Source organism: Pseudalkalibacillus sp. Hm43 (genome assembly GCF_054170705.1).
This window is the reverse complement of record NZ_CM135129.1, coordinates 299,257-314,705: the sequence shown is the minus strand read 5'-3', so window position 1 is coordinate 314,705 and position 15,449 is coordinate 299,257. Positions and strand designations below refer to the sequence as shown.

Here is a 15,449-nt window from a genome sequence, read left to right as displayed (position 1 = left end):
ATCAATGCCTCCTTCTCTGCATCCGACGTCGGTGGAAATATCGGTCGATCAGAACGGCAGCAACCGTCGAACAGGCTGTTGCAATCAAGGTCGTCCCAACGATGTCCGTCGGGGAAACCGATCCGTAATTCATCCGGATGGCGATGACAGTCGTCGGTATGATCGTCAAACTCGAGGTGTTGATCGCCAGAAAGGTAATCATCGACCTGCTCACTTCATCCCGGTCCTCATTCAATTTTTTCATCTGTTCCATTGCCTTGATTCCCATCGGAGTGGCAGCATTCCCTAATCCGAACAGGTTTGCCACCATGTTGGAGAGGATATAACCCATGGCGGGATGATCTGGCGGCACTTCCGGAAACAACCTTCGTACAATCGGCTTGAACAAGCCAGTCAATTTGTCCAACAATCCAGCTTTCTTGGCGATGTTCATCAACCCTAGCCAAAAGACGAGGATGCTGATTAATCCTAAGCTGATGGTGACAGCCTCCTGCGCACTTTTGAAAAGGACTTTGTTCACTTCCTCCATCGTTCCATTGATGGCGGCATAAACGATACCGAAAACAAACATGAACACCCAAATGAGATTAACCATAAGGCACCGTTATGATGAAAAACTTCGTAACAACCTCTTTCACCGTCTTCCAAAAGGTCTCTTCATCCATTTCCCGGTACGTACCCTTCATATATAGGGGCATCGTCCCGATCGGTTGATCCTCAAGAAGTACCGTCACATTACCGACATGACTCGGCGGATTTTTCCACTTTCCTTTTTCAGGTGGCTTGATCAATGTGATGTCATTCCGGACAAGCTCCCGTTCATCCTCTGATAATGGATAGGCGAACGTACGGGCCGCTTCGACTTTGTTTTTGTAAAATTTGTTCTCTAATCCCTCAATGGTGCCTTTTTCAATGATTGAAACGAGATCGTATTCTTTGAATCCCCATTCATACAGGTTCATATGGTCATTCCAGTCGTCTCCGTCGTTCAAAGTGACGGCGATCAGTTCCATGTCCTCTTTTGCTGCAGTCGATACGAGTGTTCTTTTGGCGAGGGAAGTGAAGCCGGTTTTTCCACCCGTCGTATATTTGTACATCCGGAGTAATTTGTTCTTGTTCTTCCAAATGCGATCCCACTTCTCACCTTCTTGGGGTGCACGATGGGTATCTGTTCCAGCGATTTTACGATATTCGGAATTGTTCATCGCATAACGGGTCAACAACGCCATATCATACGCAGTGGAGTAATGGTGTTCACTGTCGTCCAAGCCATGGGGATTGGAGAAATACGAATTTTCCATGCCCAGTTCCATCGCTTTTTCGTTCATCATAAAAGCAAAGCCTTCCACACTGCCGCCGACATGCTCGGCAATCGCCACAGCTGCATCATTCCCAGAACGGAGCATCAGGCCATAGACGAGATCCTCCATAAGAATCTTTTCGCCTTTTTTCAAGTAGATAGAGGACCCTTCTGCATATGTCGCCCGCTCACTCACTTTCACTTTTTCGTCCATTTTACCCGACTCGATTGCAAGTATTGCGGTCATGATTTTGGTAATGCTTGCGATGCGCATCTTCTCATGCTCTTTTTTCCCGAATAACACTCTACCGGATTCTTGTTCCATGAGAATCGCTGCACGAGCGTTCACCCCTGGGCTTGCTGCTTCCCCTGTGTGGTGGATCGGTATCAATATCAATAATAAAAGGGCTAGCCCGATTCGGATTCCTGTTTTAATTGCTGCAGCAAACATAACATCCCGTCCCTTAGCACGTTTTGTACAAGTTTATGCTGGAAAGGACGGGATATGAAAAAAAGATAGTATACATAATGTTGTTATGGTCGACTTGTATTAATGTTGTTCGTCAAGGTCGTTCAGGTTCGTTCGGTATGAATCGAGGGGTAGACTTGAATGTTGCTTCATAATTGCACAATTCTTTCAGAGCGGCTTCTTCTGCAGGAATCCTGACGAATCGGATCAACCACGCATTCAATATCGTAAAAAGAACGGCCGTAACATAGGCGTTGAACAGAAGCGGAATGACGATCAGTTCCAATGCTACAATCACGTAGTTCGGATGCCTTATGAAACGGAACGGACCCCTTTTCACGACATCTGCTCCAGGTAAGATGATGATTTTCGTATTCCAAAAGTGTCCTAACGAATGGATCGTCCAGATTCTCAAGGCTTGTAGTACGACAAATAGAACGAACAGGATGCCGAATATAGGCGAGAGCGAAAAACCTTGCAAGGAAGACTCGATCAATAAAGAAATGAGGAATGCGGTGTGAAGGAGCACAATGTATTTATAATGTTCGGGTGCGTATTCGTGCGCGCCTTTTTCCTTTTGGATACGTTCATTCCGCCTTGCGATGAATAACTCGACAAGTCGTTGGACGACAAGAAACGAAAAGAGTACGATGAATACCATTCTTCTCCCCTCCTTTTATTCGGTCCATTCCAATAAGACGATTTCTGAACTGAACCCAGGACCAAGTGCCATCAACAGTCCCAGTTCTCCTGCATTGATCTTTTTACCAAAGAATCTGCTCAAGACATATAACACAGTGACAGAGGACATGTTGCCATAATGCTTCAACACTTCCAATGCATCCGCGATCATTTCTTCAGGCAGAGAAAGTGCACTCCGATAAGCATTAAGCACCTTGATTCCACCTGGATGAGCCACTAGATGCTGAATTTGATCCATTTCCAGCTTTTGATCTATCAAAAATTGATGGATCGTCGGATACATCCAGTTGTCTACGATCGTAGGGATGTCTTTCGAGAACACGACATTCAATCCGTTGTCCTTCACGTCCCAGCCCATTACGTCTTCCGAATGTGGTTTGAGGGTCGACTGTGTTGCAATCGTTTTAACATATGTATGTCCGTCTTGCTCGAATTCGTTCACTTTCACATTTTCACCAACGACAAGAGCTGCGGCAACACCATCTGCAAACAAGGACGTACCGATCAAGTTACTCTTTGAAAAATCGTCATTTTGGAAAGTCAGGCTGCAAAGCTCCACACAAACAAGCAGAACCTTCGCATCTGGGTAGGCAAGGCAGTAGTCATGTGCGCGGCTCATGCCTGAAGCGCCTCCCGCGCACCCGAGTCCCCATATGGGAATCCGCTTCGTATGTGGGGAAAACGGCAGCACATTCATGATTCTTGCTTCCATGCTAGGCGTGGAAAATCCGGTAGAAGAAACAAAGAAAATCGCTTCAATTTCATGATAAGGGGTGTCGTACGTGCTCAAACATCGTTCGATCGCCTTAACACTATATTCCAACGCTTTCTCGATATACAGATCGTTTTTTTCTTGTAATGAATGATCATGTTTGTACCAGCTGACATCCTGCACAAAATTCCTGGATTGGATCTGACCATTTTCAAACACCTTCAACAGACGTTTGATATTAGGGAAATGATCCTCGAACATCTCCTTGGCGAAGATGACTGTTTTTTCTTGGTCAATCTTATGTTCTGCATCACATGTTCCAACCGATAGTATGTATGGCATGAGCGACCCTACCCTCTCATATGGTTGGTAACAGTTTGTACTAATTTCGGTGAATTATGTAAAACCGGGCATCCGTCCAGACCGCCTACTAGACGAATGCATATAGTATGGGTGAATGACTCAGGAGGTAGAGGGGGACTTTTCATGTCAGACGGACTCGGGAAAGGATTCATTTTAGTCGTCGTACTATTCGTCCTTTTGGTGATCATCGGGATCGTGGTCTATACCGGAACGGTCGGCTAACATCGATCTATCCATCATTTTCAATAAAAAAAGGGATTGTTCCGATCCGTGCGGCTTTGAGCATTTCAAACCTGTACAAATCGATCAATCCCTTTTGATTTCTTTTATGCTTGAGCAGTTTCAAGATTCAGTTGACCATCTGACTCCAGCTGTGTGACCCACCCTGTGATTGTTTCAGCATCCAAACCTTTGAACAAAGCTGCAAACGCCTCTTCTTCATTGATGTATACCCGATGACGATGTTGGAAATCAGGATTTTTATGTAATGCGATGAGTGCCACAACATCCCGCATGTGAATGGATTTGCCCTTCACGTCAAAAATCGGGTCTGATTCGAACGGACTCCATTCCGACATCTTCTCATCAAAGAAACGTACATACAAGACTGCCAACGTTTTGCTTTTACCATCCTCACCGGAAAAAGTGACCTCCGAACGCGTGAAGAATTCCTCAGGTGAATTGGACTTCGACTTTTCCAGTTCTTCACCGGAAATGGAATGTATGATCAATTTCCTTCCTCCTTATCATCCGTATTGATAACATCTTGGAAATTTTCAAAGAAAAGATCCGCTTCCGCCTCGATTGATTCTTCCCCTGATTGCTCCGGAAGGCTTGGTAGATCCTCCAACGCCCGCAAACCGAAGTATTCGAGAAAGTCACGTGTCGTACCATACAGGATTGCCCTGCCTGTCCCTTCTGCTCGGCCGACTTCCTTCACCAACTGTTTCGAAGATAAGGTCTGGATCGGCTTTTCGGTCTTTACTCCACGTATATCTTCAATTTCAGCTCTTGTAATCGGTTGTTTGTATGCAATGATGGCAAGCGTCTCAAGTGCTGCTTGAGACAGAGAACTTGTCGTCGGTGACTCTACGAATCTCTCATAATAAGAAATGTGTTTCGCTTTGGTTGTAAATTGGAATGCTCCAGCGATTTCAACAATTTCGATACCACGAGCCTCAGATTGATATTCTTCTTTCATTTCTTGAATCAATTCATCCGCTTCCGCCACTTCGATTTGAAGAATATCGGCAGCTTGTTTGCTTTCCAGCCCTTCGTCTCCGACGACAAAAAGTAGGCCTTCAATGATTGCTTTCTGTTCTATTTTCGTCGTCAATGGCTTTTCTCCTCCTGTACCAGATGAATCATGATATCCTGAAAATTCTTTTCCTGCTCACAACGGATTTGTCGTGTCTTCATCAGTTCCAATACGGCCAAGAAAGTAACGACCATATGATCGCGGCTCGGATAAGGAAACAGACTTTTGAAAGTCCTTACCCCTTTCTTACCTTTCAGTTCTGTCACGATTTCATTCATTCGAGTGTCGATCGGAATGTCCTGACGATCGATTTTCGTTTGTGGTTGTTTTTTTGGTTTCTTTTTATCAAATATGGATTGGAATGCATCCACGAGGTCATAGATCGTCATATTGGATACTGGATTGACCGGTTCAGCATTCGCCTCGATATGCTCAAGGTTGGAAGGGGGTTTTGAGAAGGTAAGACTCCTCTGTCCTTCGTGTTCTCGCAAGTAAGTCGAAGCTTCCTTGAACTTCCGATATTCGATCAATCGACGGACAAGTTCATCCCGGGGATCTTCTTCCATATCCATTTCCATTTGCTGATCATAATCTTCTTCCTCATGCTTTGGAAGTAGCGTTTTGCTTTTGATGGCGACCAATGTCGCCGCCATCACAAGGTATTCACTAGCCACATCCAATTGCAATTCTTGCATCGTATGTATGTATTCTAAGTACTGTTCCGTAATTTGAGAGACTGGAATATCATATATATCGATCTCATAACGGTTGATCAGATGAAGTAACAGATCAAGAGGTCCTTCAAATGCATCCAGTCTTACATTGTATTGCGTCATGTATTTTTCACCATTTCCAGAGGTTGATTCCTAGGCGGATCCTCGTTCACACCGCCAACTCTTTCAACCTGATTTTTGCATCAAAATATGTCGATATTATAGCATACCGCCTGGTGCTTCACAATTTGCTTCTTTTCAACTGTCCGGCCGATTATGGTAAAATGAAAGTCACCACTCGAGTGGAGGTTTTAGACGTATGTATCCGAAATCATACATTGAATATCTCGTTCATTTTCATGGATTGAGAGATTACTTCGAATGTCATGAAATACTAGAAGAATATTGGAAGTCTGTACCGAAAGAAGAACCGAAGCACCATTGGGTGGGATTGATTCAGATTGCTGTAGGGCTCTACCACCAGCGACGCGGTAATTTCCCTGGGGCATACCGAATGATGAAGAGTGCTCTCAATATTGTCCGGCAAAACGAAAAAGCGGTCGTCGGCCTCGGTCTGGACACCGCTCAGTTACAGCAACAGCTGCAATCCAGATTGGCTGAGATCAAGGATGAAAAGCCATACAAAAGCTTCAATCTTCCCATCGTTGATCAAAAGTTGCTACAAGAATGTGAGAAGGAATGCTTAGCGGTTGGCTGTAAGTATGGCATTCCGAGCGACCTCGACAATGAGTTTCTCATCCATAAGCACACTCTCCGAGACAGACAGCCTGTCATAGAAGAACGGTTAGAACAACAAGCGATTAGAAAAAAGAAACGGGAAGGTTGAACCTTTCCGTTTCTTATTGATCATGCTCCAGTTTGACTGGATTCTCTTCACAGCGTTCAAAGAAAGAATGAGTCTCTTCATTGGCTGTCAATTTATATTCATCTTTCAACACCTTTTTAAGGGCGTCGACCATTTTCTTACCGATTCCTTGATGACGATGGGATGGATTGACGCTGACATGTTGCAGTTCAGCAATACCATCTTCCATTTTCAATCCTATAATTCCGATGATATCCTCATCTTCTTTCCATAGGAACAACTGATAATCAGGTTCTGTGTCGTATTGTTTCACGGTTTGCTGCAACTTCTTGAGATCTTTCTCGTTCGGCATGAACGATAATAATCCCATTGCAATTTTTTCATAATTACGCTTATAACGAATTAACATAAGTTCTCCCTCATTATCGAAATAACTTCCCGACTAGTGACAATAGTAAGAGGAATGCAACGATGATGACTACGATGAATAGTATGCGTTCTTGCTTTCGATTGTTCATCCACTCAGCCTCTTATTTAAACATAATTTTCGAGTTGATTCAAAGTCACATTCATTATAGCGAATCTTCATTCAAGTTGCTAATTTTAACCCTACACCCGATATCAGTATAACATTCTATTCGAATTGTACCATACTTTTGTCCGATTCATTCTTATTTATTGAATGTACGGCAGAGGTTCCCCATTTCTATTGCTGAAACTGCAGCTTCCCAACCTTTGTTCCCTGCTTTCGTACCAGCACGTTCTACAGCTTGTTCGATGGAGTCTGTTGTCAACACACCGAAAATGACCGGGATACCGGAAGACATAGAGAGGCTGGATACCCCTTTGGATACCTCACTGCAAACATAATCGAAGTGAGGTGTAGATCCTCTGATTACCGTACCTAATGTGATGACGGCATCGTATTTATTGGATTCGACCATTTTCTTTGCAATCAATGGAATTTCAAATGCACCGGGTACCCAGGCGACGTCAACGTCCTCTTCGTTAATACCGTGACGCTTAAGAGCATCTTCAGCACCTGAAAGCAATTTTCCTGTAATGAATTCGTTAAAGCGGCCTACAACGATTCCAATCTTCAAATCCGTTCCTACTAAATGTCCTTCAAAAGTCGTTCCCATATTTGATTACCTCCAGGTAGATTTTTTTTGTAATTTCATGTGTGAGTGTGAAATCTAGTTCACTTAAAAGTGCAACATATGTCCGAGTTTGCTATGTTTCGTACGCAAATACTTCTCGTTTTCGTCCCGATGTGGCATCTGGATCGCCACTCGATCGACCACTTCAAGTCCATACCCACTTAATCCTTTGATTTTGCGAGGATTGTTCGTCAACAGCTTCATTTTGGAGATTCCAAGGTCGCGTAGAATTTGCGCTCCGATTCCATAATCACGAAGGTCAGGTGCGAAACCGAGTTTCTCATTCGCTTCTACGGTATCATAGCCTTCTTCTTGTAGCTTATAAGCTCTCATCTTGTTCAACAAACCAATTCCTCGACCTTCTTGTCTCATATATAGAAGAACACCGTTTCCTTCCTGTTCGATTTGTGAGAGGGCTGCATGCAATTGCGGACCGCAATCACAGCGGTACGAACCGAATGCGTCTCCTGTCAAACATTCGGAATGGACTCGGACGAGCGTCGGCTCATCAGGGATGATCTCCCCTTTTACGAGCGCAACGTGTTCTTTCTGATCAAGGATATTGGAATAGCCGATTGCACGGAAATCACCGAACACCGTTGGGAGGTTGATCTCGATTTCCTTTTTGACGAGCTTATCCTTCCTGTTTCGATATTGGATGAGATCTTTGATCGTAATCATTTTCAAATCATGCTCATCTGCTATTTTCCGTAGTTCAGGAACTCTGGCCATTGTTCCATCTTCATTCATGATTTCACAAATGACGCCAGCAGGTTCAGCACCTGAGAGTCTTGCCAGGTCGACAGCAGCTTCCGTATGACCAGCCCGTCTCAGTACGCCTCCCTCTTTTGCAATCAATGGGAAAACGTGTCCCGGACGTTTGAAGTCGCTAGCTACTGCATTTGAATCTAAAAGATATTGTATGGTCGCTGCACGTTCTTGAGCGGAGATTCCCGTCGTAGACGTTTTATGGTCAATACTGACAGTGAATGCCGTGCCGTGAGGGTCCGTGTTTTGATGGACCATCGGACTCAGTTCAAGCTTGTCAGCCAGAGTTTCCGTAATGGGCGTACAGACAAGCCCTCTTCCATGCGTCACCATAAAGTTGATGATCTCTGGTGTGACCCGGTCGGCCAACGAAATGAAATCACCTTCGTTCTCGCGGTCTTCATCATCACAGACAATGACCACATTTCCTTGCATCAATTCATAAATTGCTTCTTCGATTCGATCGAACATTTCTGTCACCACCCTTTTTCGTGCACGCGTTAGAAGCCGTGTTCTGTCAAAAAATCTTTCGTCAATTTGCTTTGCTGAGATTGTTCAGCTCTTCGTTGAAGGATGTTATCCATGTATTTCGCCAGCATGTCACATTCGATATTAACGAGGTCTCCTTCGTTTTTGTGACCGATGACTGATTCCTCAACCGTATGTGGAATCAAGGATAAAGTGAAGGTTGTATCGGTCACCCCGAAGATCGTCAAGCTTGTTCCGTCAACCGCTACAGAACCTTTCATCATAAAGTAGGGATTCAATTCTTGCGGGGCTTCAATTTCAAAATAAATGGCATTGTGCTTCGGTGTTTTGCTGACGATTTTTCCTACGCCATCAATATGCCCGGAGACAAAATGTCCCCCGAATCTTCCACCGGCTGCCATTGCACGTTCCAGGTTGACCCGATCTCCTGTGCCAAGCCCTTTCAGGTTGGTCGCTTTAAGCGTTTCCGGCATAACATCGACCGTGAATGATGATTCTTTAAATGAAGTGACGGTCAGGCAGATCCCGTTGACCGAGATACTATCTCCTAGGCGGACATCCTCAAGGACCTTTTTCGTATTGATTGTGACGACATAACCTTCACTCGATTCTTTCACTGATTGAATGGTTCCGATTTCTTCAATGATCCCAGTAAACATTCCTCATCCCTCCTTCAGCTCGGAAACGACCTTCAAATCATTCCCCACATGTTCAACTGAAATTATCTCTAGTTCGACAGCATCCTTCATCGTCTCAATTCCTGTTCCACCGATGACGGTCGGATTATGGATTCCACCGATCAATTTCGGTGCGATGTAAGTGATTATCTGTTGAAAACATCTTGCTTGGATAAAACTCGCATGTACGGATGCGCCGCCTTCCACGAAAATCGATGTGATCCCTTCTTTCGCTATCTTTTCCAGCAGAGAAGGGATTTCGATCGCTGGTTCATCGAGCTGGATGACTCGAACGGATGCTCTTTCAAGTTCAGCGATCCGAGCTTTTGGCGCACTGCTCCCAGCAATGATAAGCGTTTCCGCTTCTTGGTCATGTAAAAGCTTCGCATGAGCAGGAATCCGCAGGTTCGTATCCAAAACGATACGGATCGGATTTTTACCACCGAGGGGAATCCTTGTCGTGAGTTGTGGGTCGTCCTGGATGACCGTATTGACCCCGACCAGGATGGCATCATGCTCATGACGGTGTCGATGAACATCAAGACGCGCTTCTTCTCCTGTAATCCACTTGCTATCCCCTGAATTGGACGCTGTTTTTCCATCCAGGCTCGACGCAGCTTTCAAGGTGACATAAGGAAGCTTCGTTTTCATGAAATGGTTGAAGAATGGATTGAGAGCTACTGCTTTTTCTTCGAGCATTCCAACATGGACTTCGACCCCTGCTTCTTGCAAACGTTCGACACCTCTACCTGCCACGATCGGATTTGGATCCAAAGTCGCGATATAGATCGTCTTGATGCCTCGTTCGATGACGAGATCCGCACAAGGCGGTGTCCTGCCGTGGTGGCTGCACGGTTCCAGCGTAACGAACATGATAGCTCCGTCTGCTTTCGATCCAGCCATATTTAAGGCGTGGACTTCAGCATGTCCTTCACCCGCTTTAAGATGGGCTCCCAGTCCTACGACTTCACCATTTCGGACGACAACAGCACCTACCTTCGGATTCGGAGACGTCTGACCGGCTGTTTGCTTCGCCATATCCAATGCGAGCTGCATATATTGTTCTTGTATCATCTGATCTCCTCTTTCCTACTTGAAGGTGAAAAAACCCCCGAAAATGCATAAGCATCTTCGGGGGTTTAAAATCATGAACAAATAAACCTTTGTCTAACTGAACGAATGTTCAGACAATAGACGTAGGTAAACTGAGGGCATAGTGACTGCTGTTGTTTTACAGCAGAATATACCTTGTTCTTCTTATGAATCCTTCTCCCATCCAGACTATACTGTCGGCTTCGGAATTGCACCGAATCCACCGCTACAATAGACATTGCACCGGGTCACGGACTGAAAAGCACCGTTCGCTTTATCACCGCCGGTTGGGATTTTCACCCGACCCCGAAGGATATTTCAGTTGTATTCTCATGTTACTCTTTATTTCCCGCATTAGCAAGAGGAATGTCCTCCTCGCACGGTCGATGTGAAAAAAGAGAAGGTTGATGTAATATTCACGCATTTACGTTGAAAATGTTACGAAATTCGCTTTTGATCCATTCTATAGTGAACAATTATTGTATAAGTGGAGAATCACAAATCTTAGATGAGGATTTTAGACTTACTGAAATGCGTTTTATACGCAAATTAGGTCGGTGTTTCTCGAAAATGTGGGTCCATCTCTCGAAAATGCAGCTTTGTCTCCCGTAATAGGAAGGGACTGTCACCTAGACAGTCCCACAAAAGTGTTAAAAAGGACCGTTTCAGAATGAAACGATCCTCCTTTTGATGTTTATTATTCTTCCCAGACTTTGACTTCTTTCATCACGTCGCCGTTCTGAGTGCGCAATACGGAATCCATGCCTTCTGTCACTTGACCGAAAACGGTATGTACACCGTCTAAGTGCGGTTGACGCTCATGCACGATGAAGAATTGGCTTCCACCTGTGTTTTTACCAGCGTGTGCCATTGATAATGAACCAGGCTTATGCTGATGAGGGTTTCCTTCTGTTTCACAATCGATTGTGTAACCAGGTCCGCCAGTTCCAGTTCCTGTCGGGCATCCGCCTTGTGAAACGAAACCAGGGATGACACGGTGGAACGTCAAACCGTTGTAAAAACCTTCATTCGCTAATTTTTCAAAGTTCGCAACTGTATTCGGTGCTTCCTCAGGGAAGAAATCGATAAGTACTTTTTCTCCGTTTTCAAACTCGATACTACCTTTTTTCATGATTGGTTCCTCCTCTTTGACAAGTAGTTTTATTGTATGACTTTTTGGAGGAGAAGTAAAGGTAAGTGCCTTCCAATCATCGTTCTAAACGCTTGATACAGTGGCCTTTTTCAAAGGTCGATCCAAATGGACAAGATCCCGGTACGTTTCCCGTTCTACGACGAGCTGCACATCCCCTTCTTCTACAAAAACAACTGCCGGACGCGGAAGGCGATTGTAGTTGTTCGCCATCGAATATCCATATGCCCCCGTACAGAACATCGCAAGAATGTCCCCTTGAGACGTTTTCGGCAACTCGATGTCATGAGCAAGCATATCCCCAGATTCGCAACACTTCCCTGCAATTGAAACGACTTGAGCGTTTTTCTGCATCAAACGGTTGGCGATGACGGCTTCATATTTTGCCTGGTACAGGGCAGGTCGAAGATTATCCGTCATGCCTCCATCGACCGCTAGATAATTTCGCACGCCAGGGATTCTTTTTTCAGAACCAATTGAGTAGAGCGTCGTTCCCGCTTCACCTACAAGAGAACGCCCTGGTTCAATCCAGATTTCGGGCATCGAAAGTCCTCGAGCAGCCACCTGGTTTTCCACCTCACGAATCAAGACACCAACCATTTTTTCAATAGAAATCGCAGAATCCTCGGACGTGTATGGGATACCGAACCCTCCACCCAAATTGACAACGCGCGCTTCAAAGCCAAACGACTCTGACCATCTTTCCAACTGATCGAACACCTTCTGAACGGCCATCACGAACCCGTCCGCTTCGAAAATTTGGGAACCGATATGACAGTGGATCCCCATCACGGCGATGTAAGGAGAATTCAATCCCTCCTGTAAAGCTTGCTCCGCCTGAAGGCTTATGACGTCGAAACCGAATTTCGAATCTTCTTGTCCGGTAAGGATATATTCATGGGTATGGGCTTCGATTCCCGGGGTAATCCTCAATTGGACAGGAATGATTCGATTCAACTGTTCTCCAATCGCCTTCAGACAGTCCAACTCGTAAAAATTATCGACGATGATGCAACCGACGTTCTCTTCCACCGCCATCCGCAGTTCATCGACACCTTTATTGCTTCCATGAAAGTGGATCTTTTCTGCCGGAAATCCTGCTTGAAGTGCCGTATACAATTCCCCACCAGAAACGACCTCGATGTCGATCTTCTCCTCCTCCATCAATTGGACCATTGCGATGCTTGAAAAAGCTTTACTCGCATATGCCACCTTGCCTTTAACTCCATTTTCTTCGAAAGATGAGCGGAAGGCTCTCGCTTGTTTCCGGACTTTCGCTACGTCATATACGAATAAAGGTGTTCCAAATTCCTTCGCCAGATCGATGGTATCTACACCGCCAATTTCCAAGTGCCCTGCTTGATTCATATAACCTGTTCCTAAGAATGCCATTTTTCATTTCCCCTCTCTCGGATTATGAGAGAGCTCTTTTAACTGATAAAAATACAAAAAACCAGTCCATGTATAGGTACATAAACTGGTTTCGTCCGTACCCTCATCAGTCGGAATAGCTCTCCACTACATGTGTAGTGACAGTCCGTTACTTATTCAGCAACGACCCAGCGAAACATGGTCAGGTCCATTGTTCGCTTCGGCAAATTGACCTTTCATCGTACGTCTTCGCACCCCTGCTCGGAACGACTACTCATTCGTTTTGCGCCTCTACCCCATTACGTTGAATGAGGCAATTATGAAATTATCAATAACTTTAGCATAAGCCCCTGACAGAATCAACCTGTATTTTCTTGTTTTTTCTGATTTTGCGGACGGACGATACTTGGACGGACTTTCGATAACGGTACAGCCACACGGATAAGTACTTGCATCAATGCTTGTGGATTGAATGGTATGAACGGCCACAAATAAGGTGTGTTCAAGTTCTTGATGCTGCACAGTAAAATGATCACTAATGTCGTACCGACCATGAACCCTGGTACTCCGAATATGAGTACGAGCGTAATCAGAATCAACCGGACGATCTTATTGGCGACACTCAGCTCATAACTCGGTGTCGAGAACGATCCGATAGCCGCTAAAGAAACATAAAGGATGACTTCAGATACGAACAATCCGACATCGATCGCAATTTGGCCAATCAACACAGCCGCGATCAAGCCCATTGCGGTCGACAAGGCCGATGGCGTATGGATAGCGGCCATCCTCAACACGTCAATTCCGAGTTCGGCGAACAAGATCTGCAGATAAATTGGGATATTCGATTCCTTCGTCGGACCGATAAAATCGAGACCCGCGGGTAGTAAGTTTTCATTCAAGACGAACAACAGCCAGAGTGGTAGCAGAAACACTGAGGTCAGCATTCCTCCAAAACGGATCCATCTCAAGAAAGCCCCGATCATCGGTGTTTGTCGGTATTCCTCTGCGTGCTGCACATGGTGGAAAAACGTCGTCGGTGTAATGATGACACTTGGAGAAGTGTCGACGAAAATGAGCACATGCCCTTCAAGCAAATGGGTCGCCGCAACATCAGGACGTTCGGTGTATCGTACGAGTGGGTATGGATTCCAGCCTTGATTGACGATGAATTCTTCTACCGTTTTGTCTGCCATCGGAATTCCGTCGATCCGGATATTGTCGAGTTCTTTTTTGATCGTTTCAATCAGTCCAGGATCGGCTACGTCTTCCAAATAAGATAAACATACGTCCGTTTTCGATCGGTCACCGATCTGGACGATTTCATTGCGTAGACGCTCATCCCTCAATCGTCTACGAGTCAGGGCTGTATTCTCAACAATGTTCTCTGTATACCCATCACGTGCACCACGGACGACCTTTTCAACATCCGGTTCCTGTGGGGTTCGTCCGGGATAACTACGGACATCGACGATGAATCCTTCATCATGACCGTCAATGAGCACCGCGATCAGCCCTGAAAGCACCCGGTCGATGACTTCATCGAGGTTTTTCGCAGTCGACACCTGCTGATGGGCGAGGTGGTTTTTGATCATATCCTTCGTTTTAGAGCTCGTTCGGAAATCATCGTTCATGACAAGGAGTTCTTTTAACAGCATGATGATGTATTCACTGTCACAGAGACCTGTACAATAGTAGATCTGGACTTCCTTGTTCAGGATGTTCATCTTCCGGACACCGACGTCGAAGCTCTTTCCTATGCCGATTTTTTCTTTCAAGAACTCTTCATTTTCAGCGATTTTCTTTTTGATCGGTGTTTCCTTTTCCTTTTTCGGATTCATGTTGTCCACTCCTTTCTAAGATGAGTTCAATGGCTTGTCGCGTAATCGGTGAGCCCCGTTCAGCGTGGTCGATGCCCGCCATTTTTCCAATATCACCGACTCCGACTATGAAGGGTATATCGAGTTCATCAAGGATATAAACGGTGTCCCCGTCCAATCGACCGAATTCCATATCCGGAAGACCGCTCTTATCAACGCCATAAGCGGAAAGTTCTCCAAAGCGATCGATGCTGACGTCCACCTTGGTCCATTCCGCTAGATGGGTTTTGGACGCCACCGCAATCGCTCCAAGCACTTCCACGTCCGGGTGGTTGCATACCTCACGCATCGCCCGTTCTCCTGGACCTTCGCCTCGGTATCCGCAATCGTCGAACATGACAAGTACGGGATCATATGGAGTTGATAAAATCATGGAGACGAGTTCTTCGCCGGACATCTTGGAAGGATTCCCCCAGGATTGGGAGATGCAGCGACCTCCGATTTCCTTTGCCACATGCTCGACTGCCTTCAGAGCGTACAAGTCTCCATCCGTAATCATGATGACTCTTTTTTTCATGT

Annotated in this window: 18 protein-coding genes and 2 riboswitches; of the genes, 2 read left to right on the top strand and 16 right to left on the bottom strand. The window is 45.4% G+C overall.

The features are described from left to right. Window position 1: 1 nt before the first annotated feature. The 4 genes from ACXQIQ_RS01665 to ACXQIQ_RS01650 form a co-directional block, all read right to left on the bottom strand. Entirely contained in the window at window positions 2–595 is a 594-nt protein-coding gene (locus tag ACXQIQ_RS01665) for a nucleoside recognition domain-containing protein (RefSeq protein ID WP_439300455.1), read from the bottom strand. Next, the gene (locus tag ACXQIQ_RS01660; protein WP_439300456.1) at window positions 588–1,751 is read right to left on the bottom strand and encodes a D-alanyl-D-alanine carboxypeptidase family protein; all 1,164 of its coding nucleotides are present in this window, start codon (window positions 1,749–1,751) and stop codon (window positions 588–590) included. The genes ACXQIQ_RS01665 and ACXQIQ_RS01660 overlap by 8 nt, the downstream gene beginning before the upstream one ends. 112 nt (window positions 1,752–1,863) lie before the next feature. Then, complete coding sequence (locus ACXQIQ_RS01655; RefSeq protein ID WP_439300457.1) at window positions 1,864–2,430, bottom strand: isoprenylcysteine carboxyl methyltransferase family protein; 567 nt, start codon at window positions 2,428–2,430, stop codon at window positions 1,864–1,866. A 15-nt stretch (window positions 2,431–2,445) separates the two neighbouring features. After that, window positions 2,446–3,525, bottom strand: a complete 1,080-nt coding sequence (locus tag ACXQIQ_RS01650; RefSeq protein WP_439300458.1) for a type III polyketide synthase — start codon at window positions 3,523–3,525, stop codon at window positions 2,446–2,448. Between the two features lie 144 nt (window positions 3,526–3,669). Here ACXQIQ_RS01650 and ACXQIQ_RS01645 point away from each other — a divergent pair, with 144 nt between their 5' ends. After that, window positions 3,670–3,768, top strand: a complete 99-nt coding sequence (locus ACXQIQ_RS01645) for a YjcZ family sporulation protein (protein ID WP_439300459.1) — start codon at window positions 3,670–3,672, stop codon at window positions 3,766–3,768. 104 nt (window positions 3,769–3,872) lie between these two features. Here ACXQIQ_RS01645 and ACXQIQ_RS01640 read toward each other — a convergent pair whose 3' ends face one another. The 3 genes from ACXQIQ_RS01640 to ACXQIQ_RS01630 are packed head-to-tail and all read right to left on the bottom strand — an operon-like array spanning window position 3,873 to window position 5,640. Continuing rightward, complete coding sequence (locus ACXQIQ_RS01640; RefSeq protein ID WP_439300460.1) at window positions 3,873–4,277, bottom strand: hypothetical protein; 405 nt, start codon at window positions 4,275–4,277, stop codon at window positions 3,873–3,875. Beyond that, entirely contained in the window at window positions 4,274–4,882 is a 609-nt protein-coding gene (scpB, locus tag ACXQIQ_RS01635) for an SMC-Scp complex subunit ScpB (protein WP_439300461.1), read from the bottom strand. Before scpB ends, ACXQIQ_RS01640 begins: the two co-directional genes overlap by 4 nt. Next, window positions 4,879–5,640, bottom strand: coding sequence for a segregation/condensation protein A (locus ACXQIQ_RS01630; RefSeq protein ID WP_439300462.1), 762 nt, complete (start codon window positions 5,638–5,640; stop codon window positions 4,879–4,881). Before ACXQIQ_RS01630 ends, scpB begins: the two co-directional genes overlap by 4 nt. Window positions 5,641–5,836: 196 nt before the next feature. Between ACXQIQ_RS01630 and ACXQIQ_RS01625 the strand changes: the two genes are divergently transcribed. Next, window positions 5,837–6,364 carry a DUF309 domain-containing protein gene (locus ACXQIQ_RS01625; protein ID WP_439300463.1) on the top strand — a complete coding sequence of 176 codons (528 nt, stop codon included), beginning with the start codon at window positions 5,837–5,839 and terminating at the stop codon, window positions 6,362–6,364. Between the two features lie 13 nt (window positions 6,365–6,377). Here the strand turns inward: ACXQIQ_RS01625 and ACXQIQ_RS01620 are convergent, their stop codons facing one another. The 9 genes from ACXQIQ_RS01620 to ACXQIQ_RS01580 all read right to left on the bottom strand — a co-directional run bounded on the left by ACXQIQ_RS01620 (window position 6,378) and on the right by ACXQIQ_RS01580 (window position 15,447). Beyond that, the gene (locus ACXQIQ_RS01620; protein WP_439300464.1) at window positions 6,378–6,752 is read right to left on the bottom strand and encodes a GNAT family N-acetyltransferase; all 375 of its coding nucleotides are present in this window, start codon (window positions 6,750–6,752) and stop codon (window positions 6,378–6,380) included. Between the two features lie 262 nt (window positions 6,753–7,014). Further along, window positions 7,015–7,485, bottom strand: a complete 471-nt coding sequence (gene ribH / locus ACXQIQ_RS01615; RefSeq protein WP_439300465.1) for a 6,7-dimethyl-8-ribityllumazine synthase — start codon at window positions 7,483–7,485, stop codon at window positions 7,015–7,017. A 63-nt stretch (window positions 7,486–7,548) separates the two neighbouring features. Next, on the bottom strand, window positions 7,549–8,742 hold the full coding sequence (locus ACXQIQ_RS01610; RefSeq protein WP_439300466.1) for a bifunctional 3,4-dihydroxy-2-butanone-4-phosphate synthase/GTP cyclohydrolase II: 1,194 nt from the start codon (window positions 8,740–8,742) through the stop codon (window positions 7,549–7,551). Window positions 8,743–8,771: 29 nt separating this feature from the next. Continuing rightward, window positions 8,772–9,419, bottom strand: a complete 648-nt coding sequence (ribE, locus tag ACXQIQ_RS01605; RefSeq protein WP_439300467.1) for a riboflavin synthase — start codon at window positions 9,417–9,419, stop codon at window positions 8,772–8,774. Between the two features lie 3 nt (window positions 9,420–9,422). Continuing rightward, window positions 9,423–10,511, bottom strand: coding sequence for a bifunctional diaminohydroxyphosphoribosylaminopyrimidine deaminase/5-amino-6-(5-phosphoribosylamino)uracil reductase RibD (ribD, locus tag ACXQIQ_RS01600; RefSeq protein ID WP_439300468.1), 1,089 nt, complete (start codon window positions 10,509–10,511; stop codon window positions 9,423–9,425). A gap of 186 nt (window positions 10,512–10,697) precedes the next feature. Beyond that, a riboswitch (FMN riboswitch) is annotated at window positions 10,698–10,847 on the bottom strand. Between the two features lie 379 nt (window positions 10,848–11,226). Continuing rightward, window positions 11,227–11,661, bottom strand: coding sequence for a peptidylprolyl isomerase (locus ACXQIQ_RS01595; RefSeq protein ID WP_439300469.1), 435 nt, complete (start codon window positions 11,659–11,661; stop codon window positions 11,227–11,229). Window positions 11,662–11,745: 84 nt separating this feature from the next. Then, window positions 11,746–13,071, bottom strand: a complete 1,326-nt coding sequence (lysA, locus tag ACXQIQ_RS01590; protein WP_439300470.1) for a diaminopimelate decarboxylase — start codon at window positions 13,069–13,071, stop codon at window positions 11,746–11,748. A gap of 108 nt (window positions 13,072–13,179) precedes the next feature. After that, a riboswitch (Lysine riboswitch) is annotated at window positions 13,180–13,352 on the bottom strand. A gap of 57 nt (window positions 13,353–13,409) precedes the next feature. Then, window positions 13,410–14,891 (bottom strand): spore germination protein, encoded by a 1,482-nt coding sequence (locus ACXQIQ_RS01585; protein WP_439300471.1) that lies wholly within the window; start codon window positions 14,889–14,891, stop codon window positions 13,410–13,412. Next, window positions 14,842–15,447, bottom strand: a complete 606-nt coding sequence (locus ACXQIQ_RS01580) for a stage V sporulation protein AE (RefSeq protein ID WP_439300472.1) — start codon at window positions 15,445–15,447, stop codon at window positions 14,842–14,844. Before ACXQIQ_RS01580 ends, ACXQIQ_RS01585 begins: the two co-directional genes overlap by 50 nt. Between the last annotated feature and the right edge of the window lie 2 nt (window positions 15,448–15,449).